Annotated in this window: 26 protein-coding genes; 15 read left to right on the top strand and 11 right to left on the bottom strand. The window is 31.0% G+C overall.

The features are described 5' to 3' along the window. The 4 genes from ACFFUE_RS10785 to ACFFUE_RS10800 form a co-directional block, all read left to right on the top strand. The coding region (locus ACFFUE_RS10785) for a hypothetical protein (protein WP_376835267.1) at positions 1–2,345 on the top strand (2,345 nt) is incomplete at its 5' end. After that, the gene (locus tag ACFFUE_RS10790) at positions 2,327–2,725 is read left to right on the top strand and encodes a hypothetical protein (RefSeq protein ID WP_376835269.1); all 399 of its coding nucleotides are present in this window, start codon (positions 2,327–2,329) and stop codon (positions 2,723–2,725) included. The genes ACFFUE_RS10785 and ACFFUE_RS10790, both read left to right, overlap by 19 nt. 360 nt (positions 2,726–3,085) lie before the next feature. Continuing rightward, positions 3,086–4,432 carry a PKD domain-containing protein gene (locus ACFFUE_RS10795; RefSeq protein ID WP_376835271.1) on the top strand — a complete coding sequence of 449 codons (1,347 nt, stop codon included), beginning with the start codon at positions 3,086–3,088 and terminating at the stop codon, positions 4,430–4,432. 6 nt (positions 4,433–4,438) lie between these two features. After that, positions 4,439–6,217, top strand: coding sequence for a hypothetical protein (locus tag ACFFUE_RS10800; protein ID WP_376835273.1), 1,779 nt, complete (start codon positions 4,439–4,441; stop codon positions 6,215–6,217). Positions 6,218–6,291: 74 nt separating this feature from the next. On the opposite strand, the gene ACFFUE_RS10805 is transcribed toward ACFFUE_RS10800, so the two are convergent. Beyond that, positions 6,292–7,974, bottom strand: coding sequence for an AraC family transcriptional regulator (locus tag ACFFUE_RS10805; RefSeq protein ID WP_376835275.1), 1,683 nt, complete (start codon positions 7,972–7,974; stop codon positions 6,292–6,294). Positions 7,975–8,222: 248 nt separating this feature from the next. Here ACFFUE_RS10805 and ACFFUE_RS10810 point away from each other — a divergent pair, with 248 nt between their 5' ends. The 10 genes from ACFFUE_RS10810 (at position 8,223) to ACFFUE_RS10855 (ending at position 17,342) form a co-directional block, all read left to right on the top strand. Further along, on the top strand, positions 8,223–8,459 hold the full coding sequence (locus ACFFUE_RS10810) for a hypothetical protein (protein WP_376835277.1): 237 nt from the start codon (positions 8,223–8,225) through the stop codon (positions 8,457–8,459). Positions 8,460–8,464: 5 nt separating this feature from the next. Beyond that, on the top strand, positions 8,465–10,540 hold the full coding sequence (locus ACFFUE_RS10815) for a TonB-dependent receptor plug domain-containing protein (RefSeq protein ID WP_376835279.1): 2,076 nt from the start codon (positions 8,465–8,467) through the stop codon (positions 10,538–10,540). Positions 10,541–10,649: 109 nt separating this feature from the next. Beyond that, positions 10,650–10,859 carry a hypothetical protein gene (locus tag ACFFUE_RS10820; protein WP_376835281.1) on the top strand — a complete coding sequence of 70 codons (210 nt, stop codon included), beginning with the start codon at positions 10,650–10,652 and terminating at the stop codon, positions 10,857–10,859. A gap of 61 nt (positions 10,860–10,920) precedes the next feature. Continuing rightward, the gene (locus ACFFUE_RS10825) at positions 10,921–12,231 is read left to right on the top strand and encodes a radical SAM protein (RefSeq protein WP_376835283.1); all 1,311 of its coding nucleotides are present in this window, start codon (positions 10,921–10,923) and stop codon (positions 12,229–12,231) included. Positions 12,232–12,236: 5 nt separating this feature from the next. Then, positions 12,237–14,429: a peptidase domain-containing ABC transporter gene (locus tag ACFFUE_RS10830; protein WP_376835285.1), complete on the top strand. Its 2,193-nt coding sequence runs from the start codon at positions 12,237–12,239 to the stop codon at positions 14,427–14,429. 200 nt (positions 14,430–14,629) lie between these two features. Then, positions 14,630–14,830, top strand: coding sequence for a helix-turn-helix transcriptional regulator (locus tag ACFFUE_RS10835; RefSeq protein WP_376835287.1), 201 nt, complete (start codon positions 14,630–14,632; stop codon positions 14,828–14,830). Beyond that, positions 14,827–15,150 (top strand): HipA N-terminal domain-containing protein, encoded by a 324-nt coding sequence (locus tag ACFFUE_RS10840; RefSeq protein ID WP_376835289.1) that lies wholly within the window; start codon positions 14,827–14,829, stop codon positions 15,148–15,150. The genes ACFFUE_RS10835 and ACFFUE_RS10840 overlap by 4 nt, the downstream gene beginning before the upstream one ends. Then, positions 15,147–16,088, top strand: coding sequence for a HipA domain-containing protein (locus ACFFUE_RS10845; protein WP_376835291.1), 942 nt, complete (start codon positions 15,147–15,149; stop codon positions 16,086–16,088). The genes ACFFUE_RS10840 and ACFFUE_RS10845 overlap by 4 nt, the downstream gene beginning before the upstream one ends. An 84-nt stretch (positions 16,089–16,172) precedes the next feature. Then, the gene (locus ACFFUE_RS10850; RefSeq protein WP_376835293.1) at positions 16,173–16,763 is read left to right on the top strand and encodes a Uma2 family endonuclease; all 591 of its coding nucleotides are present in this window, start codon (positions 16,173–16,175) and stop codon (positions 16,761–16,763) included. A 15-nt stretch (positions 16,764–16,778) separates the two neighbouring features. Next, positions 16,779–17,342, top strand: coding sequence for a recombinase family protein (locus ACFFUE_RS10855; protein WP_376835295.1), 564 nt, complete (start codon positions 16,779–16,781; stop codon positions 17,340–17,342). 64 nt (positions 17,343–17,406) lie between these two features. Here the strand turns inward: ACFFUE_RS10855 and ACFFUE_RS10860 are convergent, their stop codons facing one another. From ACFFUE_RS10860 to ACFFUE_RS10895, 8 genes are all read right to left on the bottom strand, one after another. Continuing rightward, positions 17,407–18,624, bottom strand: a complete 1,218-nt coding sequence (locus ACFFUE_RS10860) for a hypothetical protein (protein WP_376835297.1) — start codon at positions 18,622–18,624, stop codon at positions 17,407–17,409. Between the two features lie 72 nt (positions 18,625–18,696). After that, positions 18,697–18,828 (bottom strand): hypothetical protein, encoded by a 132-nt coding sequence (locus ACFFUE_RS10865; protein WP_376835300.1) that lies wholly within the window; start codon positions 18,826–18,828, stop codon positions 18,697–18,699. Between the two features lie 255 nt (positions 18,829–19,083). Next, on the bottom strand, positions 19,084–20,154 hold the full coding sequence (locus tag ACFFUE_RS10870) for an ImmA/IrrE family metallo-endopeptidase (protein ID WP_376835302.1): 1,071 nt from the start codon (positions 20,152–20,154) through the stop codon (positions 19,084–19,086). Between the two features lie 51 nt (positions 20,155–20,205). Then, positions 20,206–20,835 (bottom strand): hypothetical protein, encoded by a 630-nt coding sequence (locus ACFFUE_RS10875; RefSeq protein WP_376835304.1) that lies wholly within the window; start codon positions 20,833–20,835, stop codon positions 20,206–20,208. Positions 20,836–21,124: 289 nt separating this feature from the next. Then, positions 21,125–21,853 carry a Fic family protein gene (locus ACFFUE_RS10880; protein ID WP_376835306.1) on the bottom strand — a complete coding sequence of 243 codons (729 nt, stop codon included), beginning with the start codon at positions 21,851–21,853 and terminating at the stop codon, positions 21,125–21,127. Further along, positions 21,805–22,218 carry a DUF4172 domain-containing protein gene (locus ACFFUE_RS10885; protein ID WP_376835309.1) on the bottom strand — a complete coding sequence of 138 codons (414 nt, stop codon included), beginning with the start codon at positions 22,216–22,218 and terminating at the stop codon, positions 21,805–21,807. The genes ACFFUE_RS10880 and ACFFUE_RS10885 overlap by 49 nt, the downstream gene beginning before the upstream one ends. Positions 22,219–22,362: 144 nt before the next feature. Next, positions 22,363–23,322 carry a Fic family protein gene (locus tag ACFFUE_RS10890; protein WP_376835311.1) on the bottom strand — a complete coding sequence of 320 codons (960 nt, stop codon included), beginning with the start codon at positions 23,320–23,322 and terminating at the stop codon, positions 22,363–22,365. 90 nt (positions 23,323–23,412) lie between these two features. Beyond that, on the bottom strand, positions 23,413–23,628 hold the full coding sequence (locus ACFFUE_RS10895) for a hypothetical protein (RefSeq protein WP_376835313.1): 216 nt from the start codon (positions 23,626–23,628) through the stop codon (positions 23,413–23,415). Positions 23,629–24,042: 414 nt separating this feature from the next. On the opposite strand from ACFFUE_RS10895, the gene ACFFUE_RS10900 reads away from it, so the two are divergent. After that, entirely contained in the window at positions 24,043–24,291 is a 249-nt protein-coding gene (locus tag ACFFUE_RS10900) for a hypothetical protein (RefSeq protein ID WP_327985405.1), read from the top strand. 144 nt (positions 24,292–24,435) lie between these two features. On the opposite strand, the gene ACFFUE_RS10905 is transcribed toward ACFFUE_RS10900, so the two are convergent. Both ACFFUE_RS10905 and ACFFUE_RS10910 read right to left on the bottom strand, forming a co-directional pair. After that, positions 24,436–26,247 carry a DUF5712 family protein gene (locus ACFFUE_RS10905; protein WP_376835315.1) on the bottom strand — a complete coding sequence of 604 codons (1,812 nt, stop codon included), beginning with the start codon at positions 26,245–26,247 and terminating at the stop codon, positions 24,436–24,438. A gap of 71 nt (positions 26,248–26,318) precedes the next feature. Continuing rightward, positions 26,319–26,759, bottom strand: coding sequence for a hypothetical protein (locus tag ACFFUE_RS10910; protein WP_376835317.1), 441 nt, complete (start codon positions 26,757–26,759; stop codon positions 26,319–26,321). Positions 26,760–26,797 lie beyond the last annotated feature (38 nt).

Genomic DNA, 26,797 nt, shown 5'->3' on the forward strand with positions numbered 1-26,797 from the left:
TAAACGGACAGTTTGGGTATGTGTTCGGAAAGGCAAAAAATAAAACTGCTGCACACGAACTTGGACACGGTGTGTTTAAGCTGGAGCACCCTTGGGAAGCCTACGGAACTACACAAGGTGCTACGCCTTTGTTGATGGATTACAGTCAAGGAGAAATCCTATCACACCTAGACTGGAAACAAATCAACGACCCGAAGTTTAAAATCTATGCTTTCCAAGGGCAAAGTAGTGGGGAGTTAAATAAATATGCTCATTTAGCATTAACCTCTACGGGTAAAATATTTGATACATTCTATCAAAATAACATACAAGTAGCCGTAACAATATTAATAGCTAAAAATTATACCATTGATTCTATCAAGTATAATGATGTCAATTATACTTGGAACGGTAGTGCATTTGTAGCAAATGGTCAGCCAAATATTACGGTTAAAAAGATTGATAAAACAATTAATGATAAAGTTAATTTATTCCGCTCAAGAGGGGATGGATGTACTTATGACTATGTTTTAATTCCTTGGAACAGTGAAGATGAGAAAACTACAGATGTACAAGCTAAAATTGCAGATAAGATAAAAGAATTTAAAGATTCTGATTGGACACTTTCACCTTTAGATATTAGAGATGCTTCTTGTAGCAATAATTTTGTTCAGGCTTTATTAGCTCAAGACCGTGTAGACTGTGTGAAGAGTGAATTAGATGCAGGAATTAAAAATCTAAAAGAAGCCATTAAACTTACAGATGCTGAAAAAGTGGTTTCTACAGTAAACAATACCTGTATGTCGGCCATCAGAAATCTTACTTATACGGAAATAGAAAGCCTTATCAATACGATTGCAGGGCAAACCACGCTGAAAGAGCAATCTGAATTGGCAGTTCTTCGTTTGATGACTGCTATTAAAACCACCAACTATTCTGATTTTTATACTTATTTAGAAAAAGATGACAACAAGATTCTTAAGAAACTTGTAGTTGAGATTGATGATGCCTCAATATTCTTTTGGACTGATAAAAAGAATTACACCAACTTTATTGGGGCGTTGGTAACAATGTTTAATCAAGCTCCGGCATCTCTGCAAAATAGATGGCCTGAGAAAATAGATGATTTTGCAACCAGAGTTGTTAACCTAAATTCAATTGATTACAGTAGCGATACCTCTTCTACATTTAGTCCAAAATATACATCTAAAGTCAATAAAGGTGTTTACGATGATGCAACGGGTAATATCACATTAAACGATGTTTACACTACCTATATCTATAACTTTTTTGATACACATAGCAGTGGTGTTACTACAACGGATCATACCGAAAAAATAACGGAAGTATCTCCACTTACACCTTTAATAATTGTTCCTAATACAGATAAGTTACCACTTATTGCCACAGCTTTAGGAGAAAATAGCGTTGGAAACAACAATTATATTGTGCCTGCCATTTTGCTTAAATACCAGGCAGATAAAATACGCAACGATTACATAGAAAAAGGTATTGTAACCACTCTGGATTTGGCAACTATCTATTTTAGTGGTGGCACCGCACTGGCAACCAAAGTAACCTGGGTACGCCGAGCGTGGGCGTTGGCAGAGTTGGCTGGTGCTGTGGGCAACATAGCTGTAAATACCGCTGATGTTTCTCCTGAAATGAAACAGGTGGTAGATACCTACAACCTTGCAATGGGGATGATTGGCTTGAAAAACATTGGGCAAGGGAGCTATAAGTTTATCAAGAACTTGCCCGTTCATACGAAGGAACTCTTGCAAAGGAATGGTAGTTTAAGAAAGGTTTTTAGAGAATATCATTTAAACTTTAAGTCTAAATTTTCTCGTGCCAAAGCATCAGGAGAATATGATAATTTGGATAACATTACGAAAGAGCACCTCAATAAACAAGAACAAGTTTTAGATGATTTAGCAGAAACTACGAATGTAACTAAGAGCACTTTTACTCAGGAACAAATAAACAACTATGTTCTTAAATCAACCAAGAACACAACCAAAAATAAAGTACTACTTGGAAAATTTGAAGGTGTGGAAAATCCAAATTCATACAACAATAGAGCTAAAAGGGAAGGCTATGTTTATTTTGAATTAGATGATTGGGATGAAGCTTACAAAATTGTTCAGAATGATGATGAAATGTGGAGAATAAACAAAGAATTTATCTTAAGATTAAAAAATGATGGTGTATCGTTTTATCTTTCCCACAATCCTTTTGATGCTAAATATGTAAAAGGTTTTTATAAACGAGAAATAGAACTTCTTACATTACCCATATCACAAGGAGGATTAGGAGGAAAGATAGAAACAGTAATAGAAGGAAAATTATGGCAAGTGATTTTTTAAAGGCAAAAGAGTTATTTGATTATTATGGGGGTAGTAAGTATCAAATGGCTCGAGATGAGATGTTATATGAATATTTAGATTATGGAATATCAAAAGAAATAGAGTCTGATTGGTTAGAAGAGTTATTCCAAAAGAAATATAATGATTTAAAAGCTGATAATTGTAGGAGTTTTATAAATATGTCTGTTTTCATACAGATGCATCCTAAATTATTAGTTGATAAAATAATTATGTTAGAAGATGTAGTTAGAACAAATATAGGCAATATTATTTGTAGAAATGAGGTAATGATATTATTATCCTCTATATTAGAACAATTACGTAAAGAAAATAATTTTGAATATAACCATATTATTTTGAGGCTGGAAAAATTAGTATAATTTCAATTTGCCAAAGTATCTTTCTCTATTGGGGATTTTTATTGGTCGTGTATCAGATTTGTGGGTATAGATGTAAGTAATTGAAAATTAACACAAATAAAAAGCAACCGAGATTATAAAATATCAAAAACGGATATACTAAGGTATCCAAAAGCAAAAAATAATGGTAGTGTATCAGATTTGTGGGCGTAGATGTAAGTAATTGAAAATCAACACAAATAAAAAGAAACCAAGATTATAAAATATCAAAAACGGATATACTAAGGTATCCAAAAGCAAAAAATAATAGAAAATAGAAGATTTAAAATACTGAAGTACAATATAGGTGTATCAGATTTGTGGGTAATAAAAAATGAAATTATGAAGAAAATATATCAATGGATTTTAGCATTAGGAATTATAATTTTTCTAATCAACTCCTGTGCAAGGGAAGAAGGCATCCCCGTAAAGGCAGATTTTAGCATTACGGTAGTGAATAACGATTACTCCGTTCCTGTAGTGGTACAAATAACCAACCGCTCTACGGGTGCTGATACTTACAGTTGGTCATTTGAAGGAGCCAACATCTCCTCTTCCACAGAAAATAATCCAAAGCCTATTACTTATGCTAGTAAGGGTGTTTACAAAATTATCCTAAAAGCATCAAACAAAGACGGCAACACCGATACTAAAACCATAGAGGTGCAGGTAGATGCTGCTATGACAGTAGATTTCGACTTCCAAATGCAGGGATCTGACATTTCACCTGTTACCTTACAAATGGTGGATAAGTCTTTGGGAGCCACTTCCTACCAATGGACATTTGATGGCGGAAATCCTGCAACATCTACAGATCAAAATCCTAAAGTAAGTTTTTCCACTCCTGGAACACATACCATAAAACTTACCATCAGTAACGGCAAAGAAACCTATTCAACCGAAAAAACTATAACTGTAAAACCTGCTATGACAATAGATTTCGACTGGTCGGTAGATGCTATTGATAATGATTATCAGGCTCCAGTTTTAATTCACTTGTACAACAAATCAACCAATGCAACATCATACAGCTGGTCTATCAATGGGGCAACCCCTGCAACAAGCACGGATATAAGTCCTAATATTAATCTTCCTACTGCAGGAACATACACCATTTCTCTTACAGCAACCAACGATAAAGAATCTAAAACCATACAAAAGCAGGTAGTGGTTCATCCAGACACCAATCTACTGAATTTTACAGATATAAAAATAGGCATTAATACGGCACATTCAAGTGTGGGGTCTTTTTTCTCATCAGTATTAGGCAAAGTTGTCACTAAAAACGAGGTCAATCTTAATACTGGAAATCTAATAGATTTTGCTTATTTCGGATTTGATTCTACATTTAAGCACAATGAGTTTGTTTCTCCAGATGCAGTTCAAAATACAGCATTTACGGTAATACCAAATGCCATTCATACAAAGATAATTAATTCCCAAGAAGGTGTGGGGATACAGGTTTCCCCATCCAAATTTGATGCAATTAATGATGGCTCTGATTTTAATAACATCATAGTTAAAGAAACAGCACAAGGTAAGGCTTCCTTTAATAATAGCCTAGTCCCAAGAGTTGTCTTATTTCAAACCAATGATGGTAGAAAAGGAGCTATAAAAATTAAAGGTTATATAGCAAATGGCTTAGAATCATATATTCTAGTGGATATAAAAGTTCAAAAGAAACCATAAAATAAATTGGATATTATAATAAGTAAATATATGGGCAAATCTCTAACATTTCAATATTTTGTATTACTCTTATTATGCTGTGGGTTTACTGTAAAAGCTCAGCAGGACATAGATCTTGAAAATTTAGGACAAAAGACAAAAGAAACCCTGAAAAAAAATCCCTTTAAAATAAGCGGAGGAATATCTGCTAATACCGTGCTTTATAGTTCAAATGCTTATAATTCTAGGGAACCTTTTACCTATTTTTTAAATGGAAATCTCAATTTAGGAATTTATAATTGGAGTATGCCTATTTCCTACAGTTTAACAAATCAAGGAAGCCAGATCAACTATCAAGTTCCATTTAAATTCAACCGTTTCAGTATTGCTCCAAAATATAAATGGATAAAAGCTTATTTGGGAGATGTATCAATGAGCTTCTCACCATATACCTATAATGGGCTGATGTTTACGGGAGTAGGTTTTGAACTTACTCCAAAAATACCTTTTAAAATTGCTTTAATGGGTGGTAGACTAAATAAAGCTGTTAATGACGATGGAAACCCTTACACCATTCCTGCGTATAAAAGGATGGGCTACGGAGCAGACATAAAATGGGAGAAAGAGAAATATAAACTTGAAATGATTGGATTTTATGCTAAAGATGATATCAATTCAATCTCTGTTATACCTGATTCTAAGAATATTTATCCTCAGGAAAATCTAGTTTTATCAGCAAAAGGAAGCTTCAAACTCATTAAAAATTTAGAAGTTTATGGCGAATATTCTAACTCAGCATTAACAACCGATTTAAGATTAACAGGACCATCTATTAACAAAAAAGGTATTACTTCAATATTTTTTAAAACAAACTCTAGTACAGAAAATAACTCTGCATACAATACTGGAGTAAATCTCAACTTGAAAAAAACATCCCTAGGTATAAGATATGAAAAAATTGACCCTGAGTACAGAACCTTAGGAGCTTATTATTTTAATAACGATTTGGAGAATATCACCTTAAATACCGCCTTCACTACATTTAAAGATCGATTGAATATCGTAGCCAATATAGGAAGACAAAGGGATAACTTGAATTTTCAAAAGCTAAAACAGACAAGCCGCTGGGTAGGAGCGGTAAATGCCACATTAAAAGCCTCCGAGAAATTACTGATAACAGGAAGTTATTCCAATTTTACTATGTTCACCAATAACCAACTGAACCAATTTACAAATATTAATAACAATCCACTGCTTATTCAGCAGCCACGGGATTCTGTCAATTATAAGCAAATTAATCAAAATGTAAATTTGAATGTAAATTATACACTACCATCAACAAAGGACAAAGTACAAAACATCAATATCAACTATTCTCTGAATGATATGGTGAATAGAGAAAATGGCATTGTAAGATTGGGAGGGTTATCAAGATTTCATAATGCCAATATCAATTACAACTTAGGATTTCCAGAAAAAAAGATGACCATTGCAGCAACAGTCAATTATACCAATATGTATATAACTAGGAAACAATCATCTATTTTGGGACCAAGTGTTTCAATTTCCAAATCATTTTTAAAAGACAAACTCCAAACAAGTGCTGGAGTAGCGTATAACATCACAAAAAGCCAAGATATGAAAACTGATATTCTTAACCTCCGTTTAGGAGCTAACTACATTCCTTGGGAAAAACATAATTTTAGTTTCAATTTAATAAATATGTTTAGAAATACCAATCAGCAAATCGAGAATCCAAAATTGAATGAATTGACAACAACAATTGGATATAATTATAGTTTCTAGTATGCTCTTGAAGAAAAATATTTTGATAATTAATCCTTTTTCTTAGCTCAACCAGTGGTTGATTCTTGGGAACATTATACATTAGTGATATTTTTTACACCTTGAAATTCTTTTTTTCGTTCTTTTATAAAATCAGTAGGGCGTATGCCATTGATTTCTAGAAACAAATCCGAAAAATTTTGACGGGACGGAATACCACATTTTTCTGCTAATGATTCTACTGTTAGATTGAGTATTTTTTTATCATTATACATTAGTTGCGTAATGTAGTTGATGCGTAATTCTGCTATATATTTAGAGAAACTAATATTTTTCTTTTCATTAATAACCTGAGAAAGGTATTTTGAGTTGGTATCCAATTTTTCAGAAAGTTTTTTCAATGTTATACCCTTTTCTGTGAATCCTAATTCAGCTTCAAAAGTTTCTAATTTTTGTAAAATTTCATCATAAATTTTTTTATCAGGAATAGGATTAGCAGGCGGTAGAATCTCTAAGGTTTGCACTGGGGCAATGGGAGGATTTGTTTTAAGTTTTTCTTCTAATGCAGCGTATGTTTTTCTGATGTGTTTCACTTTTTTGTAGTGAAAATATATCAGAAGACATAAAACCAAAGCAAGAACAGAACTTATGATGATGATCCAATTATTTTTGTTTTCCAATCGTGCTTTTTCTTCTAAAAGTTTCGCTGTATCATAGTCTCTATGCACTTTGGAAGAAAGTTCACTAAAGTCTGTGGACAAGATTTTGTCTATTTTCAAAAGTTGATTGATGAAGTAAAGTTCCTCTTCCTTCTCATTATTCTGTTTTGCATTTTTTATTAAAATCTCGTAATTCTCCCGAAGTTCAGGAATCACAAAATTGGTTTTATTGAAAATAGAATCTACTTTTTTCAAATAGGGAATCCCCTTCTCTGGCTGATGACTATCTATATATGCCTTTCCAAGGTACATATAGCTGATGGATTCCCACGCTATGTCTTGATTTTCTATGATGTTTGGCAGAGCGACATTAAGTCCTTTGATAGCTTCATTAAAGGATTTTTTATGGTACTTAGATATAGATTGTGATTTCAAAAAATAAGAGTGTTCTAAAGAAAATCCATCAAGATGAGCCGTTTCAGATAATCCTACAGATATCAGAGAATCAACTTTTTGGGTATTCCCGATATTTCTATAGCAGACCACTGCTTGATGAATACTGTTATAGTAGCCTTTTCTATTGTCATATAGAGTGTTTTTATCCAGGTTTTTATTACGAGCCAATGGCTCAAAAAAGGCTATACCTTCTTTAAAATGTTCTAATGCCTCAGAATAGTAACCAAGATAGCTCTTCACTACACCAATGTGATAGGATATATTTTGCATACGATAAGGATTGCTATCGTTTTGCTTTATAGAAAGTCTATACGCTTCTATATAATCTTTCAAGGCTTTTCTAAAATCTCTTTGATAGAAATATACAAAGCTTCCCCGCATCATATAAGCGGTAATTTTTTTATCAATATTATGAGATAGCTCCGCTACTGTGATAGCACTATCAGCATATTTTAATTTTATTTTTTCATTGGCATTGAAAAACCCCGCATCAAAGTATCCTTGGGTAAGATGTTCATAGTCTTTCTCTTGTTTTGCTTTTGCGATGTACAGCTTTATATCAGAGAGGGCTGTAGTATCATTTTCATTTTTATAGTTATATTTTGAACGAATAGACTCATAAGATTGTGCAGAGATAATCCCACAATAAATCTGTAAAGTCAAGGTCAAAAATAGTTTTAAAAGAATATTTTTTTTGTTCAAAATCTAAGAATTAGAATTAATTATTCTCCAAATATAACAAAAAGTAAATTAACCACAAAAAGCATTGTAAATCAGTATTATGTTATATAAAAACACTTGTCCTAATTCAAGAATTAGGACGGTTTTTTCCTTGAATTGCGACCATAATAATTTGACTGAATAAACGGGACAGACTAATTTTGGCAAAGAAAATAAAACTAAATTTTGATATGAGAAAGCTATTACTACTGGCGATTTTTACAATAGGTGTTTTTTCTACTTATAGTTGTAGAGATATGGAGGAACTAAATATTTCGGAGGCTTATGCAAACAGTAATGTAAATGTAAAGGTAATGAATGTGGAACTTGTGATAAGCAATAAGAATGATAGTATAAAGATAGGAGGAAGTCCTAAAGATCCTGTCAAATGGGGAGTAGCAAAAGATAGTTTAGATGTAAAAAAATAAGTAAAATGAAAAAGAATATTATCATCCTATCCTCATTATGCTTTGGTATTTTGGGGTATGCACAGGAGGCAGATTCTACTGCAAAGACCAAAGAAATACAAGAAATCATCATCAAATCTCAGCGTAAAAAGCAGTTTTCTGACCACGCTTCCTATTCTTTTGATAAAGAAGCTATAGCAAAAGCAAGACATTCTAAGGACTTAATAATTTCTCTTCCTGAACTACAGCTTGACCCAGTGTCTAATAGAGTTTCCAGTATCAAGGGCGGTAGAGTTCTATTGCTAATTAATGGCGTTGAAGCTACGGATATGCAGTTTAGTGCCGTAGCACCTGAAAATGTAGTCCGTGTAGAATATTTTGATATTGTTCCTACTCGATGGGAAGGAAAGGCGGACACGGTGGTTAATATGATTACTCGCAATCCTGAAAATGGTTTAACCTATGGTATAGATACTATGGGAGCTTTTACCACAGGTTTTTTTGATGCACAAGCTTACGCTAGCCACACTCGTGGAAAACACGATTTTGGGATGGAATACGCATTCTCGCTCAGAGATTATGATAATAGGCAAAACCATAACTCCTATGAATATTCACTAAATAGTATAAAGTACAAATCCACAGAGAAAGAAAGAGACCATTTTGGTTATACGGTTCAAGACATAGCTTTAAGATATACCTACTTAAATCCCGAAAAAGAAACTTTTCAAGCTAAATTAAACCTAAATATTATGGATAATTTTAGCAAAGGTAATGGAGAAAGTATGTTCGAACAGGGTAGTGTATCCACTATAAATAATACAAAGGAATACCTATCAGGAAAATATTTAAAACCTACTTTGGATTTATATTATTCCAAACATATAACTAAAAAAGATGAATTAGTTATCAATTTCGTAGGCTCTATATATGATAATAAGACTTATCAAAATAATAGAGAATGGATTGTTTCTACAGGTGTGGATATATTTAATAATGATATGTCCCTAACATCTAAACAAAAATCATTTGTAGGAGAGGTGGCTCATTATCATAACTTTGGAAAATCAAAATTAAATACAGGATATCGAATTAGTAATAACTCCATAACCAATAATCTTTCTAATCTAGCTGGAAAAAGTCAGTTTGATGTCAATTATTTAGAACAATATTTTTACTCTGAAATTTCAGGAAGAAAGAATAAATTGATGTATAGATTAGGAGTAGGACTTACAAATATTCATAACAAAAGTGCAGAAAGTACTTTTAATGATTGGACTTTTACCCCCAAACTGGTCTTAGGTTATTCTTTGAAAAATAATAAGACCATAAGGTTTACCAGTTCGTATAAACCGAGTAGCCCAACGAGTTCCCAGCTCAGTCCAAATATTGTAAATGTGGCACCTAATATTATAAAAAAAGGAAATCCTTTATTAAAATCTGAAAAATCTTGGATCAATAATTTGGTTTTCTCTTATAATTCAAAATACTTTGATTTTAATACTACTATTGGGACTACCTATATAGATAGAATGGCAAATCAGTATTATGTCTTAGACAGCAACTTTGGAGGGTATGCTCTAACCTATCAAAATGCAGATTTTTATCAAAATTACCGATGGGAGTTCAGTGGAAATATTAAACCTTTTGGAAACCAAATTCTAAAAATAGGAGCTTATTTAAGACCTACTTCTGAGATTATTAAGCTAGAAAATGGAACGAAACTGAAAAATACTTATGTGAAAAATCATTTCAATATTACATCTCAGTATAAAAAAATGTTTTTACAATATCAGTTCAATATTCCAACCTATTCCATAGATGGAGCATTTCTATCCACAGAAGAAAACAAAAATCATTTGGCAATGGGATATGCTCACGGAAACTGGGTTTTTAAAGGAGGTATGTTTTGGATAGGTATGCCATCTAGATACAAAATCAAAAGTCAAAATGAAAGTTTAGTAAATCAGATAGTAGATACTAAAATTTTTAATAATAAAAATATGATATTTTTAGGGATTAGTTATAATTTTTCTCGTGGAAAAACCACAGAAGTCGATAAAAAATTAGAAAACGAAACCGCCGAAGCATCAAGATTTTAAAGGTATGGTTTAAACATTTGTTGGAAGTAGTGCGCAATACTGAAAATGGATGTATAAATACCGCTTTCATTAAAGCAAAAATTATTTATTAATTTAAAAGTTAATTAAAATGAACAACACAAAATCAAAATTCGAAGTTCTTGTTTCCAAAATGGAAATGTTAAATGAAACAGAGAAAGGTAAATTAAAAGGAGGTTTTACTACATTACTAAGCGTAAGCGAATCTAATGAAGGAACAAATGTAATATGTCCCAAAAATTTCATTTGTATTAAAAAGCCAAAAGATCCTGAAGTTCCAAAAGAAGAAACCATCGGATAGTTCAATTTAATCAACCAAGGACTTGAAACTTTTCAAGTCCTTGCTAATAAAAAATTAAATTATGAAAGCAAGTGCATACAATATATTTTTCTCATATGAAGATAAAATCATAGGGTACAATGCTGTTTCGGATAATTTTATTATTCTCGAAAAAATAGTTTACGACCTATTTCAAGCCTCTATATATGAAAATAAATTATTAGAACTACCTAATTATCACGAAACTCTTTATAGCAATCTTCTATCAAATGGTTTTATTATTGATAGTAACACAAATGAGTTAGAATTAATAAAAAATATCAGCTATGAAACAGATTTTAATGAAGAAACTTTTGAGTTAATCATTAATCCTACAATGAATTGTAATTTCAAATGCTGGTATTGCTACGAAACTCATATAAAAAAATCTAAAATGACAGAGGATACCATTAAGAATATTGTAAAATATGTTGAGAATATCCTTGTTGAGAAAAAAGGTAAATTGAAAAACTTCAGATTAGATTGGTTTGGAGGTGAACCACTATTATATTTTCACGCTACGATTCTCCCATTATTGGAAAATATAGTTCCTAAAATGAAAGAGAATAACATTACTTTTTCTTCAAATTTTACAACTAATGGTCTATTGATTAATCAGGATATTTTAGATTTATGTAAAATTTATAATATTAACTTATTTCAAATCACACTAGATGGACATAGAGATAGACATAATGAAGTAAGATATATATCTAAAACTAAAGGTTCATATGATGAAATTGTTAGTAATATAAAATTATGTTTAAAAAATAATTTTCCCGTTTCCATTAGAATTAACATTTCAGAAGAAACAGTAAAAGACCTTCTAAAAATAATCGATGATTTTAAGGATATTTCTGAAAATGAAAAACAATATATGTCCTTCTCCTTTCACGAAGTATGGCAAGAAGAGAAAAATTTAACAGTTGACATCTCTGATATTGTAGATATTTATAGAGGTAATGGGTTCATATGCTCTTATAAGGGAGAAAGATCAGCATCAATAAAAAACTCTTGCTATGCGGATAAGTTAAACCAAGCGGTAATTAATTATAATGGTGAAGTTTTCAAATGTACAGCAAGAGATTTTAATTCAGAATCCAAAGAAGGCATTTTAAATAGTGAAGGAACTATCACTTGGAACGATAATTTTCAAAAAAGAATTTATAATTTAAGGTTTAAAAATAAACCTTGTTTGGAATGTAAAATACTACCTATTTGTAATGGTGGATGCTCTCAGCATAAACTAGAACACGAAGGAAAGGACTATTGTATATTCAATTATGATGATTCTGCTAAACTAGAGATAATAAAACAAAAATTTTATTCAAGACTTCATAGTACAATAGCTTAAAAAATATGCGTTTTTATCATCAACACGATCAAATGGACTGCGGACCATCCTGCTTAGCGATGATCTCATCTCGCTATGGAAAAGATTTTAATTTACAATATTTACGAGATAATTGTTTCATCACTCGGGAAGGAGTATCATTATTGGGGATTTGCGAGGCGGCAGAAAAGATTGGCTTTAAGCACATTTCAGCAAAATTAAAAATAGAAGATTTAGAGAATGAGCTTTTACCTTGTATCCTGCACTGGAATCAAAATCATTTTGTGGTTTTATACAAGATTACGAAAAATATATTTACAGGAAAATTAAGATATAAAATTGCAGACCCTGCCCACGGTTTTATCACTCTATCCGAAGAAAAATTAAAAAAATCTTGGCTTTCCGATGGAGAGAAAGGCGTAGCGTTATTCCTAGAACCAACAGAATATTTTTTCGGACAAGAACCACCAAAAGAAGAAAAGGTTTCTATAAAATATCTTTTAAACTATTTGAAACCTTATAAGAAATCAATGGGATGGATGTTTTTTCTACTCAGTTTAGGAACATTAATCACATTGATATTTCCTATCCTTACCCAAAAATTGATAGATGATGGTGTTAATCAAAAGAACTTTTCCATTATCACCTACATTTTATTAGCTCAGTTGGCTTTTTTCTTTGGAAGTATTATCATCAATATCTTCCGAAATTGGATAATGCTAGTAGTGGGTACTAAGATTAATATTCAAATTATTTCAGATTTTCTAAAAAAAATGCTTAGACTCCCTATTCGTTTTTTTGATACAAAATTAATGGGGGATTTTAACCAACGCATACAAGATCACGAGCGTATAGAACACTTTTTAACATCTCAGAGTCTTCTTACAGTATTTTCTATCATTACTTTTACTGCCTTTTTTGGTGTATTATGGTATTATGATTTTAGCATATTATTGACATATATGACACTAACTGTGGCTTCTGTATTATGGTCATTATTTTGGATGAGAAAAAGAAAAGTATTGGATTATCAACGCTTTCAGAAGAGGAGTGAAAATCAAGAATCTATATATGAAATTATCAATGGGGTATCCGAAATGAAACTCAACCAGTTTGAAGAGTTTAAGCGAAAAGAATGGGAAAAAATCCAGCATAAACTTTTTAAAATCAACATTCGTATTCTAAAACTGGATCAAATTCAATTATCTGGTTTTGAGTTTATCAACCAAGTTAAAAATATTATCGTAACATTTTTATCGGCTTATTTTGTTGTTCAAAATAAAATGACACTCGGAGAACTTTTAAGTGTATCCTATATTATAGGGCAAATGAACTCTCCTGTCAGCCAGTTAATATCATTCTTCCGCTCCCTACAAGATGCAAAATTAAGTTTAAGCAGATTAAACGAGGTTCAAAATCATCAAGAAGAAGAACAAGAACACCATCAGAATCTACCTGTTTTGCAAGAACATTTTTCTAATGCTGGAATAAAAATAGATAATGTTTCTTTTCAGTATGAAGGACCACATTCTCCCTATATTCTTAAAGATATAAGCCTTAATATCCCGAAAGGAAAAATAACTGCCATCGTAGGAGCAAGTGGTAGCGGTAAAACAACGCTTTTGAAGATGCTTTTAAAGTTTTATGAACCTACCCAAGGAAAAATAAAAGTCAATGGAATAAATTTAGCGGATATTTCTCCCATTGAGCTGAGAAAAAATTGCGGAGTAGTAATGCAAGACGGTTTTATTTTTTCTGATACCATAGAAAGAAATATAGCAACGAGTGATGAAGAAATTGATGAAGATAAACTAAAAAAATCAATGGAAATAGCCAATATAAAAACATTTGTAGAAGAGCTACCATTGGGCTTGAACACAAAAATAGGTGCTTCTGGCAATGGTGTTTCAGGTGGACAAAAACAAAGAATATTAATAGCTAGAGCAGTCTATAAAAATCCTCAATTTATCTTATTTGATGAAGCAACCTCTGCACTTGATGCTGAAAATGAAAAAATTATCCACGATAACTTACAATCTTTCTTTAAGGGAAGAACTGTCATTATAGTAGCTCATCGACTTTCCACAGTGAAAAATGCAGACCAAATCATTGTTCTAAAAAAAGGACAAATAGTAGAACAAGGTAATCACAAAGAATTAGTTTCTAAGCAGGGAGAATATTTCAACTTAGTTAAAAATCAATTAGAATTAGGAAATTAATCTCTCCCAAAAACCGACCGTTTTCCGGAACTAAAATAAAAGCACGGATTTTTGATTGAAATCCGTGCTTTTTATCGTTTCTTTTAGTAGTTTTGTATATTCTAATTTTTTGGAACTCCCTTTTTCTTTATTTTATAAAAATAATCCCTATTGGGTATAATTAAAATCATTTACTTATATTTGTACCCTAAAGGGTATAAATGAATGTTTCCAATTTTATAAAAGAAAAACGAAAACAACTCGGCATCACCCAAATAGAATTGGCTGAAAGAGCTGGAGTTGGGCTTCGCTTTGTGCGTGAATTAGAGCAAGGAAAACAGACTGTTCGTTTGGATAAAGTCAATCAAGTATTATCCTTATTTGGGGCAGAAGTAGGAGTAACCAAAAAAATTGAGCAATGAGACAAGCACAAGTATTCTACAAAGATTTTTTGGCAGGGACAATCTCCGAAGATGAAAACGGATATACTTTTGTCTATGATGAAAATTACCTTCATCAAGAAAATGTAAAGCCTATTAGTTTGACCTTACCTTTACAGCAAGAGCCTTATCTCAGTAAGGTTTTGTTTCCATTTTTTGATGGCTTAATCCCCGAAGGATGGCTTTTAGATATTGCCGTGAATAATTGGAAACTCAATCACAGAGACCGATTTGGGCTACTTTTGGCAATGTGCAAAGATTGTATCGGATGTGTATCTATTATTTCTAAACCCACTGAATGATGAAAAAATGCTTGTTTTGCTATAAACCATTGGATGAAGATGAGATAGATTTTCACACTTCGTGTTCCAAAAAAATGTTTGGAACGGCAATGCCTCCTGTTTTGGATTTTGACCAAGAAGAAATAGAAAAGTTGGCAAAAAAAATCATTGTAAAAAGCATCGCAATCACAGGCGTGCAGTCCAAACTTTCATTACAATTAGAAAAAAATATAAAAGAGACACCAAGACTTACCATTGTAGGGCTTTATGGAGATTTTATTTTGAAACCACAATCAGAACAATATGCTGAACTTCCGCAAAATGAAGACCTTACAATGCATCTTGCAGAATTGATAAAAATAAAAACTGCCAAACATACGCTTATTCGTCTGAAAACAGGGGAATTAGCGTATATCACTCAGCGATTTGACCGACAAAATGGACAAAAAATAGCCGTGGAAGATTTATGTCAATTAAGTGAGAATTTAACGGAGCATAAATACCGTAGCTCCATTGAAAAAGTAGGAAAAATCGTTCATCAATTTACTGAAAATAAAGGTTTTGAAATGCAGAGGCTGTTTGAATTGGTATTATTCTGCTATTTTACGGGCAATGCAGATATGCACCTCAAAAATTTTTCCTTAATAGAAAATGCTTCTGGCGAATACCAACTCAGCCCAGCATACGATTTACTCAACACAAAATTGGTTATTAAAGAGGATTCCGAAGAATCTGCATTGACTATTAATGGAAGAAAAAATAAATTAAAACGAAGCGATTTTGATGCTTTGGCAGAGAATTTTGGGATTGGAGAAAAATCAAAACAAGCTATTTACAAAAGATTTCAAAAGGTACAACCCCAATGGGTAGAATGCGTCCAAAATTCTTTTCTTTCAGCAGAAATGAAACAGCAATATTGTGTCTTTATTCAAGAAAAAATGAAGTCTTTTTTTGAATAAATAGCGATTTAAGGTAACTTAATTAATATGAAATGCTTTTTCCCTTTTCCAAAGTAAATCTTAACTTTGTGAAAAATAAAGATTATGGCAACTGTTATCACAGATATCAATCAATTAGACCTTAACGGAACTTATTCCTACGCTGATTATTTACTTTGGAGATTTAAAGAAAGAGTGGAACTTTTTAAAGGTAAAATCCTCAAAATGTCTCCAGCTCCAAACAGAAAACATCAAGAAATAACAGGAGCTTTACATATTGAGTTAGGAAATTTATTCAAAAAAAAATCTTGTAAAGTATATATAGCACCATTTGATGTAAGAATACCTATACAAAGTAAAAGAGATGAAGAAATTTTCACAGTGGTTCAGCCTGACCTCTGTATCATTTGCGACCCAAACAAATTAGATGATAGAGGTTGTGTAGGTGCTCCTGATTTAGTTATTGAAACCCTTTCCCCTGGAAACTCTAAAAAAGAAATGAAACATAAATTTGAATTATATCAAGAGGCAGGTGTAAGAGAATATTGGATTGTAGACCCTAATCAAGAAAGTGTTCTTATCAATGTTTTAGAGAACGGTAAATATATTACTCAAAATCCTATCGTTGATGATGAAATTACTTCTATTATTTTCCCAAATGTGAAAATTCATACCAATGATATTTTTGGAACATAATTTTTCTCTCAAACGATGATTTTCGGTTATGCAAGGGTTTCTACTTCGGAACAAAATATTCAGACACAGGTAGATTTACTCCAAAACTTTGGTTGCGAAAAAGTCTATACCGATGTTGCCAGTGGCGTGCGTGAGGATAGAAAAGGTCTCAACGAAATGCTTTCTTTCCTTCGTGAAGGCGATGTAGTGGTAGTCTATAAAACCGACAGAATTTTCCGTTCCCTAAAAAATATGGTGGAGCTCATTGATTTGTTTAATCAAAAAGGCGTGTTATTCAAGAGCATTTCTGAACCTGCTTTTGATACTACTTCGGCGAATGGGAAGTTCATTATTCAAATCTTTGGGGCAGTGGCGGAATTCGAACGAAATCTCATCTCCGAAAGAACCAAAATTGGCTTGGAGGGAGCGAGGCGAAGAAATAAGCACTTGGGCAGACCCAAAGGCATTGCAAAAGAAACTTTGGAAAAATACCAATTCGCTCTACATCTTTATGAGAATAAAAATATTCCGATTGATAAGGCGTGTAAACAAGCTGGAATTAGTAAAACGACTTTTTATAGGGTAGAGAAAGAAAAGTAATTAATATTATCTCCATAAATATTTAAAAATAAATAGGCTAGTAGTACATACTAACCTATTTATTTTACCTCTTAAGAATAAGAACATCCGATATAATTTCTCTTAACTTAGATTTCATATCATAGTCTATATCTAATAATTCTGCTTTACCACAAAGATTTATCAATTTAGCCATATTATCTATAACTCCACTTTGAGAAGGCTTAAATAATTCTTTCAGCTCTTGACATTCTTTTAGAATTTTGCTACTAATTATTTTTTGTCCTATTACGCTTCTTAATCCCTCTGGCTTTTTAGTGCTAATTATCTTCTCAAAATCCTTTTCAAAATCTTCTGTGGATAAAAACTCATTATTTATACTTAACATTCGCTGGTGTAAAACAGGCATAGACGCCCCGTGTGCCACAGATACCGATAGTTTATTTACTTCTTTTCTTTTAGGAACTTGTATACTAATATTGTTCGCGTCTTTAACCTTTGGAATAAGTACAATCTGTTTCTCTATCTTAAATGATTTTGAAGCTAAATCATTATTCTCCATATGAATTGCAGATTTAATATATCCAACATCTCCTAATTCTCTTTCTATACCGTGAGATATTGTCATTGAAATTTTTGATTCATTCAAGTTTAAAGCTTCTATACTGAATTTGTTATCCTTTATGTTATTAAGCAACAAAATAGTATATACAAACGTAAAAGCTGTCCCATATTCTTTATACTGGTCTGAACTTATAGAACGAACATACCATAAATTATCTTTCGATTTCAATAGCTTAAACACTCTCTCCTTAGTTTGCCCTTTATCTTTTAACCATATTTGATTAATTAGCTTTAATTCTTTATTTAACCCATTCTTTTTAAGATAGTTTATATGTGCAGATAATTTCCATTCTTCATAAAATTTATCTTTTGTATCATATATTGCTGTGGCATGTACATCTGAATATTTTCCATCTCTACTATTAATTTCAAAAATCATATCTTTTATATTGGCATCTATTCTCTCATTCTGCTCTAGTAAAAAATATGTTGAAACTTCATTATTACTTAACTTTACCCTTTTATATTCATACTTATTTACCCATTTCTGAACATACTGATACGCAATATCAATATTTTTCATATCAATATAAAACTCTTCTCCATCCCGATTAAATTTATCCGTAATGAATGATATTTGCTCTTCATCTTTAATTAATGAAATAAGCTTTGTATAAGAAATAATATTTGAAGATTCCTGTCTAAAATTAGCAGTTTCAGTTAAAAATTTGTTTTTCATTATATTTTGTATTATGATTAAACTTAAAAACGAGAGCCGTTAAAGGTCGCTCTCACACCTAACTCGCTAAAATTACTTCTTTCTTTTCTCTTTTTGAGACAAAGCACTCCCTGCCACAGATTTAGCAGATTGAGAGTATCTATTATCTTTAAGAATTTTTGAAGCAATTTTAGCCACTTTTGAACTTGTAGCTTTACTTTTCATATTCTAAAAAATATTTGATTTGATTACTTTATTACTGTAAGTAATTATAACAGTGAAGATTATCACATACTTTGAAATGCATATAACATAAGAAACATGTAAAAAAGACATATTTTATTAGTATTTTCTACATTCATTTTATATTTTTGCAAAACAAAGCAGGATGCTTGGTAATCTTCAGATACCAAGTCATCTCTTTTGTAAAGCTTAAAGAAGTACGAGACCCTAGGAAAGTTGCGGACTTCTTTTTTTATTTTATAGATTATTTACTACTAATTTTAATTTCGATTCTTTTTTTTCTATAATAGCTCCAAATAATTGCTCCTTTACACTTTCATCTATTCCTATATTATTTAAAAATGAAAAATTATTTTCATTCGTGGACATCTCAATCATCCTTTTCAGTAGAATGGGAGAAGAAAGTTCAAATTCATAAGGTTCTTTTTTTCTATATTTAGAAATCCACAACATACATTTTTTATACCAATCCTCATTAATATTACCTATTTCTTTTGCCCTATAAAGTATCGCAGCGGCAGACATTTTCCACTCAGATTTTAATTGAAACAACTTCTCAAGCTTAAACCCTTTAAATTCAGATTTCACTTCGTTTTTAGGAGCAAGAAATGCAGAGGCAAACTTATTTGCTTCATTTTCTATATTTCTATCTGGATTAATGATGTAATCAAAATGCATTACCAAATGTCCCAACTCGTGAGCAATCGTAAATACTTTTCTAGAATTTGGAATTTTATTATTAATAAAAATAATCGGAACTCCATCTACATAGGTACTTACTCCATCAAATTTATTGCTACTCTCCTGAATAAAGTCATACTCAAAAAAATGAATAATTACTCCGTTTTTTTCTAATAGTTTTACAATATCATTAATAGAACCTCGTAAATGACCTATTTTTAATCTTACTTGCTCCGCTATATATTCAAAATCAAAATTAAATTCTTCCACATCAATAGATAAAATATTATTCTGTGGAATTTCTATATCATCTAATAACTTTTTTATAACTCCTGAAACTATCGTCAGCCTTGCCTCAAATTTAGATACAACGCCCTTGCTAGTAGATGCCAACTTCCTATAATACAGTTGTTGTGATGGGATAATAAATTGATTCAAGAAAAAATTTTCTTTAAAATCTTCTTTCATATAACTTAGTAAAGTTTCATCAATTTCTTTTTCCCCATTCTCTAATTGACTTAGCTTTGATTGAGTCATATTTAGTTTTTTTGCAAACGCTGATTGACTCAATCCATAATAGTTCCTCACTAATTTTAGAGTTTCACTATTAAATTCTGATTGTCTCATTTTCTTATTTTTTATAAAAAATGCTTCTGTAAGGAGATATTAACTCAGTTGTTAAACGACTTTTTTCTTATTTTTTGCGTAATTATTCTTAATCACCAATTTTATTCCCTCTTTCTTAAAGAATATCTCTCTTAAATCCAAACTAAATGCTACCTCATTATTCTCATAACGAACACATTTAATACTCAATTCTCTATTTTTAGGCAAATGGTAACCAAAGTAATAAATAGGAGGTTGTTTTATTATTCCTCTTTTTGTAAGAATTTCAACCACTTTTTTATTCATAAACACTGGATCACCCGACATCACATTCCTATGTCTTTTAGAATCTCTATTACCTATTTTATCCCTTTCATCAATTGCCTTGAAACAGAATAAAACTTTATTATCTAATAAGAAATAGACCATATTACTTGCAGTAAAACGGAATATCCTTGTAGACATATTAAAGTCTGCTTCTGTTTTTTTGCAAAATTCCGCCACAATCATAGAATGATATTTATCCGATACAGAACTTTTTCTCAAAAATTCGTACGGATTATTAGCAATATAATCCCTTGATTTTTTGTATCCATCCCTAATGCTTTCATAAGCATTCGACAATACTTTTTGACAGTCTATCTCCTCAAGATATTTGTCAAAAAGATTTTTTTTGTTATTTTTGTATATATTTTTCTTCATATTTATTACTTATTTTATGAGAAAAATCCCTTACAAAAGCATTTTTAAATAACTTCTTGTTGCCGCAAGAAGTTATTTTGCAAATATACTAAAAAAACAATTACTACACAAAAATATAAAATTTTATTTTATTTTTATATTTAAATACATTTTAGTTTTATAGTTTTTATTATATTCAAAAGAGGTTTTTCTCTGGGTTAGAAATATTAGGAAAACATTAACTATTTATTAGATAATGTATCTCATCCATTTTTAATTTATATTATACTAATGAATGTGTATAATATTTTCACACATCCAGCTCATAATTAGTACTTCTTCCTCCTTCTTGTTCTTGTCGCAAGATGCCTTTTTCTATCAAATCCTTAATGTCTCTTAGAGCGGTATCCGCAGAAACTTTGGTGATTTTTGCCCATTTAGAAGTTTTTAATTTCCCATCAAAACCATCTAACAGCTTGTTTAACATTAATCTCTGCCTTTCATTGATGGATATTTGCTCGTATTTTTTCCAAAACTCGGATTTAAAGACAACTTTTTCCAAAGATTTTTCGGTTTGATGTAAGGCATTTTTCAAGCAGCCAAAAAACCAAACAATCCATTCTGTAATATCGCCTGTGCTATGTTGCACTTTTTTCAAAACTTCATAATATTCCTTTTTTTGCACTAAAATTTGGCTAGATACGCTATAAAATCGGTTATTGCTCTTATCTGCTCGGCTTAGTAATAAATCCGTTATTGCTCTAGCAATTCTTCCATTCCCATCATCAAAAGGGTGAATGATAATGAACCAAAAGTGAGCAATCGCAGCCTTCAAAACTAAATCCAAATTTTCATTATCATTGAGCCAATCCAAAAAAATATCCATTTCTTGTTCAAGATTCTGAGCAGGAATTGCCTCATAATGGATTTTTTCTTTACCCATTGCACCAGACACTATTTGCATTTCTCCCGTTCGCCATTGCCCCACTTCTATTTTATAAATCCCGCTCCAACCCGTAGAAAAAGGCAAGAATGCCAACCGAATAATCTCTCTTTACTCAATGGCAAAAGGTAATTTTGCGTCGCATCCAGAATCATTTCTACCATGCCTTCCACATTTCTATTGATGCTATCCAGCCCTCCTATCTCTATTCCTAAATGCCGAGCAACAGAGGAACGAACTTGGTCATAATTAAGCTCTTCTCCCTCTATTTCAGATGATTTCACTACATCTAAGGTCAAGTTAGACAAATTAGATTCCTCTCGTAATGAAAAACCTAAGGATTGTACCTGTGCATAAATTTTGCCCTGTAAGAACCTAATCTCTCCAAGCAATAAAATTATTTTATCACTATCCCAAGAAAAATTTGTCCAGTCTTTATTTTGGTAAATATACTTTGCCATCCAAATCATTTTATGCAACAAATACACAAGTTATTCTCCGCAAAAATGCGGAGAATAAAAATTTTATTTAACGCAAGATTATATAAAATAAATATGCACAAATGAATGTACAATACTATATTCTTTTTTAATTTTCATAACTTTTTATTTCTCAAACCAATATTCCACTAGCCTTTGCTCTCCCTCTTTATTCAAAATTCCTTGCTCTACCGCCCACTTCAAATCTCTACTTGCCGTAGGAGCAGAAATGGTCTTAAAATTCTGCAAATAATCCTTTCGACTAAACTTTTTAGAACCTATTTTTTCTCGGAATAGAGCAATTCTATCCTCCACTTTCAAGGTTTTATTCTGAGAACTTAGCAAATCTTCCAACGCCTCCAATATAATTTCCAACATAAATTCTAAAAAAGGCGTAGAGCTTCCCATTTTATCAGATTCTGAGAGCTTTGCATAATACATTTCTTGCCTTTGTTTTATCAAAATTTCTATCGGAAGAAACTCAAAAACAGAGTATTGTTGCATTAGAATAAGCGTTTGCCAGAGCCTCCCCATTCTCCCATTACCATCCAAAAATGGGTGGATAAACTCAAATTCATAATGAAAAACACAACTTTTTATCAAAATCAAATCTTTATCGTTTTTCAAATACGAAAAAAGGTCTTTCATCAGTCCATTTACCATCCCTCCACTTGGGGCAATATGCTCTATTTGAGAACCTTTTACAATGCCTACATTAGTAGTTCTAAATTTCCCAGCATTCGGAATTAATCCATTCATCAGAATTTGATGGGCTTTCTCCATATCCTTTATTTTCAAAGGATTAAATTGTTTCAAGTCATCATAAGCTTTTATAGCATTCTGAACCTCCAAAATATCTTTCTGGGGAGCAATTACTCGTTTATTTTCCAAAATTGCCGTGATTTGGTCTTCTGTGAGCGTATTTCCTTCAATTTCTAATGAAGATTGTATCGTTTTGATACGATTTCTCTTCCTTAGTTCAGTAGCTGGTTTATAAAGATGATTGGCATTGATTTCCCCTATTTTCTCTGAAATAGAAGTGATTAATGTTAATACTTTACTGGTAATCTCGTATGGTGGTTTCATTTTGAAAATATCATTTGATAGTATCAAATATAATGTTTTTTCTGATTCTGCAAAAATGCGGTAAATAAAGTTTTATTTACCGCAAATGATTTAGTACAAAAATCCAAACAACCATAACGGAATTGCTCTCCCCACAGGTTGGATAATATCATCTTTTACAAGCCAAGATTTTTCTACTTCTTTTATTTGGGTAGTAGTTCTATTTTTCCCTCCAATCTCAAAAGTGTATTTATTATCTACCAAAAAATCAGCTTCTTTGGACTGAACAATTTGATGTAATCCTGCTAATTGATTATAAAAAAACAACTTTTTACCCTATACCACAAATCATATTCAAAATATCAAGGTAGTGGTTTCCTCTTGTACTCTTCCCTTCAGTATCTAAAGTATACTGTTAGATATAGCCCAAGGCAAATATTGGATATTCCTTATACCATTCAAACAGCCTTTATTCAGTCAATAGGAGGGATAACTGTTTCTTTCAAAAATAGAAAATTTCTCTAATTTCTGATTAATCTGTTGTAATTGTAGTGATTTCACTTTTATAAAAGTAATAATATAATTTGACAAATGAAAATGTTTATATTTGCAAATGCCCCATTCATCAAATAGCAGTACATCATTTCATAATACTGTTTAATAATTAAATAAAATATAAATAGCAATTCATATTATGTATTTAACAAATATAACATTTACAAGAAAAATATTTAAATAAAAATGATAAGATTACGAAGAATAAAACATAATAAGAGAAGAAAAGGTATCAATAGCATATTGGTAGCAATAGACCACTGGAATACCAAACAGATTGAAATTACATTATACACCAAAAATATGGTCTTCAAAAATAATTATTTTGATTACATACCAAAACTTCACCAGCATCTTCTTTATAGAAACGGAACAATGAAAGAGAAACGCAAGGTATTCTCTGAACAAATAAATTCTATTCTTGGTAACCCATAGAACACCAAAATAATCATAAGATTTTGGATTCCCCCTTTTACAGCTACCTAATGCTATTCAATCTTCTATTCACTAAAAAAGTAATTTTCGTTTTTGTCTCGTATTTTTCACAGTAGTTCCCACCCTCATTAAAATGTCTAGAAATTAAATCCTTCTCCTTCTAACAATTTCATCTAAATGCTCAAAGACTTCTTTCTTGGTTGTATGATAATGATACAATTCATCAATAGTTTTAAACCTTTCGTTTAATCCTATTTTTTCTCTTGCATTTTCTATCTCCACTCCTGCATTTTTCAAATTAAAATATGTATCGGTACTGAGAAAACTTTGAATTTGTGTATAATTTCGGAAGTCATAATCTTCTAAATATTTTCGGAATTGTGGTAGGTTAGCTTTCTCATTTAGAATAACAATATCTTCCTCAACAGTAGCCACTCCTTTCAACTGAAGATATTTTACATAATCCATATAAGAATCAAAAACCAGCATCTTACCGATATTAGGTTTTCCCCGAACATAAGTAATATCACTTTCTCCAACTTTGGTATAGCTATTAAATTTTGGGTTGTAAGTATAGAAACCACCAGAGTTATTCTTAATAGCAATTGATGAATAAACTTTACCATTGTCAGCTTTATATTCAATAGCTTTTATGTTAGGATTAAAATCTAAAACTCGTTTGGAAATTCCTATTTCATAGAAATAGTTATAATGATAAAGCTTTATTTCTACATCACCATTGACCAGCTCCAAAGATTTTTTTCTACTCTTAGATTTAAGAGGAATAATTTCTTTTCCATACATTTTTTCAATTTCCAACAAACGATTATACGCTTCCAAACGATTAATATTTTCAAAAACTTGCGGAGCTTGAACGACAGATCCACCAACTTTTTTAGTTCTATTATACCAAAGTTTAGTACCAGTAACAACAATCTCATCACCATCTACGGTATAAAAAATTTGCTTGTCTTTATCTTTCTTACCTTTGGTCATAACTCCAATAGCAACAAGCCAATCAAAATAATTTAAAACTGAACCTTGTTTTTCCAATCTGATGACTTCTTTTCTCGGAATTTCTTTCTCCTTAATAGGAATATAATTCATAGATAAAAGAAACTCTTTTTTTAATTTTTCAACAAGTTTTCTTTCCTCTTGATTATGAACATACCCATTATTGAAAACATAAAAAGACAAAACATTTTCTTCATTTGGCTTTTTATTTCTACCCTTTTTTAATTCATTTTTATATAAAAAAGATTCTTTTAATTTACGAGCATAGGTAAAATAATTATCAAATGTTTGCTCCACTTGATGAGCAAAATTTTTTCTATCAAAACCTTTTATGCCACCTAAATTAGATTTAATTGATGACTTATTTTTTGCCATAGGACTAATCTTTGTATGCTTTCCATTATTAGCCAAACGACTTTGAATTATGTGAATATGTGTATTAAATCCTTTCTTAAATTGCCCTCTTTCAGTAATACTCCACGCTGTTTTTTTATCCTTAAATGTATATTTTCTTTTGTTTTCAACTACACCAATATAAAACAAGTTATTTCCATCATTAATTCCTAAATCTGATTTATTAAAGTTAGAAGCCATTTTATCTTGAGCCTTTTTTGCGAACTCAACGACATACTCATTATACTTCTTTTTTTCTTCTTCCGATAAATCATCATAGTTTTCAACTTTTCTTTCCGTTACTAAATAAGCTATCCATTGAGCCTCCTCCTCACTCAAAGCATAAACAGGTGCATACCATTTTGCATCAGTTTTTAATAATCTTTTTTTTGAATTATTATCTATTAAAGCAACCGCTTCATCCAAACTAATATTGGAAGAGCTGTGATTAAAAAAGAAATCATTATCCTTTAAAAGATATTCTGCATACTGGCGACAAGAACCAGTATTGTTTCCATACTCAGAAGTAATATGAGGTAAAGAAATCATAATTAAAAATTAATGTTGAACAGATTTAGTCTGAATATTATTAAGAGCTTTTTGAAATTCTTGAGCGTAATCTATACCTTGATTCTTTTTAATTTCTTCATAAACATCATTAAAAGACAAATTATTTTTTCCAAGAAAAGTTGGCAATATTCAAAAATAATATCATAATAATGAAACAAAGGAGAGTCAGTTTTTGAATGATCTGAATCTACAAGTTTGACTAAATCTCTTTTCATATTAGCCATAAATTTATCCTGAACTTTAATAAAAGAGATAATTCTATTAACTTCAGATTGCAAAATACTTTTAAACATTTTTTCCAATTTATCATCAATTGCTTCTAAATTTTTTTGTTCAGAAGCGAAAAATTTTTCATCAACAATTGATATATTTTCAGAAAAAAAATCAACAATTTTTTTAACTGCTACATACTTTTTTATTTGAAACAAATTTGAAATTTCATTTATTTTTTCAAATGTTTCAGCATCTACATTAATCTGTTTAAAAGCCATTTTATATATTATATTTAATTGATTTTAAAAAAGTTAAA

The organism is Bergeyella porcorum, assembly GCF_042427575.1.
In the GTDB taxonomy this organism is placed as follows: Bacteria; Bacteroidota; Bacteroidia; order Flavobacteriales; family Weeksellaceae; genus Bergeyella; species Bergeyella porcorum.

Bases quoted from the DNA above. Each gene is read 5' to 3' on its own strand.
- ACFFUE_RS10790 (WP_376835269.1), top strand. From the start codon at position 2,327: ATGGCAAGTGATTTTTTAAAGGCAAAAGAGTTATTTGATTATTATGGG.
- ACFFUE_RS10795 (WP_376835271.1), top strand. From the start codon at position 3,086: ATGAAGAAAATATATCAATGGATTTTAGCATTAGGAATTATAATTTTT.
- ACFFUE_RS10810 (WP_376835277.1), top strand. From the start codon at position 8,223: ATGAGAAAGCTATTACTACTGGCGATTTTTACAATAGGTGTTTTTTCT.
- ACFFUE_RS10815 (WP_376835279.1), top strand. From the start codon at position 8,465: ATGAAAAAGAATATTATCATCCTATCCTCATTATGCTTTGGTATTTTG.
- ACFFUE_RS10820 (WP_376835281.1), top strand. From the start codon at position 10,650: ATGAACAACACAAAATCAAAATTCGAAGTTCTTGTTTCCAAAATGGAA.
- ACFFUE_RS10825 (WP_376835283.1), top strand. From the start codon at position 10,921: ATGAAAGCAAGTGCATACAATATATTTTTCTCATATGAAGATAAAATC.
- ACFFUE_RS10830 (WP_376835285.1), top strand. From the start codon at position 12,237: ATGCGTTTTTATCATCAACACGATCAAATGGACTGCGGACCATCCTGC.
- ACFFUE_RS10835 (WP_376835287.1), top strand. From the start codon at position 14,630: ATGAATGTTTCCAATTTTATAAAAGAAAAACGAAAACAACTCGGCATC.
- ACFFUE_RS10840 (WP_376835289.1), top strand. From the start codon at position 14,827: ATGAGACAAGCACAAGTATTCTACAAAGATTTTTTGGCAGGGACAATC.
- ACFFUE_RS10845 (WP_376835291.1), top strand. From the start codon at position 15,147: ATGATGAAAAAATGCTTGTTTTGCTATAAACCATTGGATGAAGATGAG.
- ACFFUE_RS10850 (WP_376835293.1), top strand. From the start codon at position 16,173: ATGGCAACTGTTATCACAGATATCAATCAATTAGACCTTAACGGAACT.
- ACFFUE_RS10855 (WP_376835295.1), top strand. From the start codon at position 16,779: ATGATTTTCGGTTATGCAAGGGTTTCTACTTCGGAACAAAATATTCAG.
- ACFFUE_RS10860 (WP_376835297.1), bottom strand. From the start codon at position 18,624: ATGAAAAACAAATTTTTAACTGAAACTGCTAATTTTAGACAGGAATCT.
- ACFFUE_RS10865 (WP_376835300.1), bottom strand. From the start codon at position 18,828: ATGAAAAGTAAAGCTACAAGTTCAAAAGTGGCTAAAATTGCTTCAAAA.
- ACFFUE_RS10870 (WP_376835302.1), bottom strand. From the start codon at position 20,154: ATGAGACAATCAGAATTTAATAGTGAAACTCTAAAATTAGTGAGGAAC.
- ACFFUE_RS10875 (WP_376835304.1), bottom strand. From the start codon at position 20,835: ATGAAGAAAAATATATACAAAAATAACAAAAAAAATCTTTTTGACAAA.
- ACFFUE_RS10885 (WP_376835309.1), bottom strand. From the start codon at position 22,218: ATGGCAAAGTATATTTACCAAAATAAAGACTGGACAAATTTTTCTTGG.
- ACFFUE_RS10890 (WP_376835311.1), bottom strand. From the start codon at position 23,322: ATGAAACCACCATACGAGATTACCAGTAAAGTATTAACATTAATCACT.
- ACFFUE_RS10900 (WP_327985405.1), top strand. From the start codon at position 24,043: ATGATAAGATTACGAAGAATAAAACATAATAAGAGAAGAAAAGGTATC.
- ACFFUE_RS10905 (WP_376835315.1), bottom strand. From the start codon at position 26,247: ATGATTTCTTTACCTCATATTACTTCTGAGTATGGAAACAATACTGGT.
- ACFFUE_RS10910 (WP_376835317.1), bottom strand. From the start codon at position 26,759: ATGGCTTTTAAACAGATTAATGTAGATGCTGAAACATTTGAAAAAATA.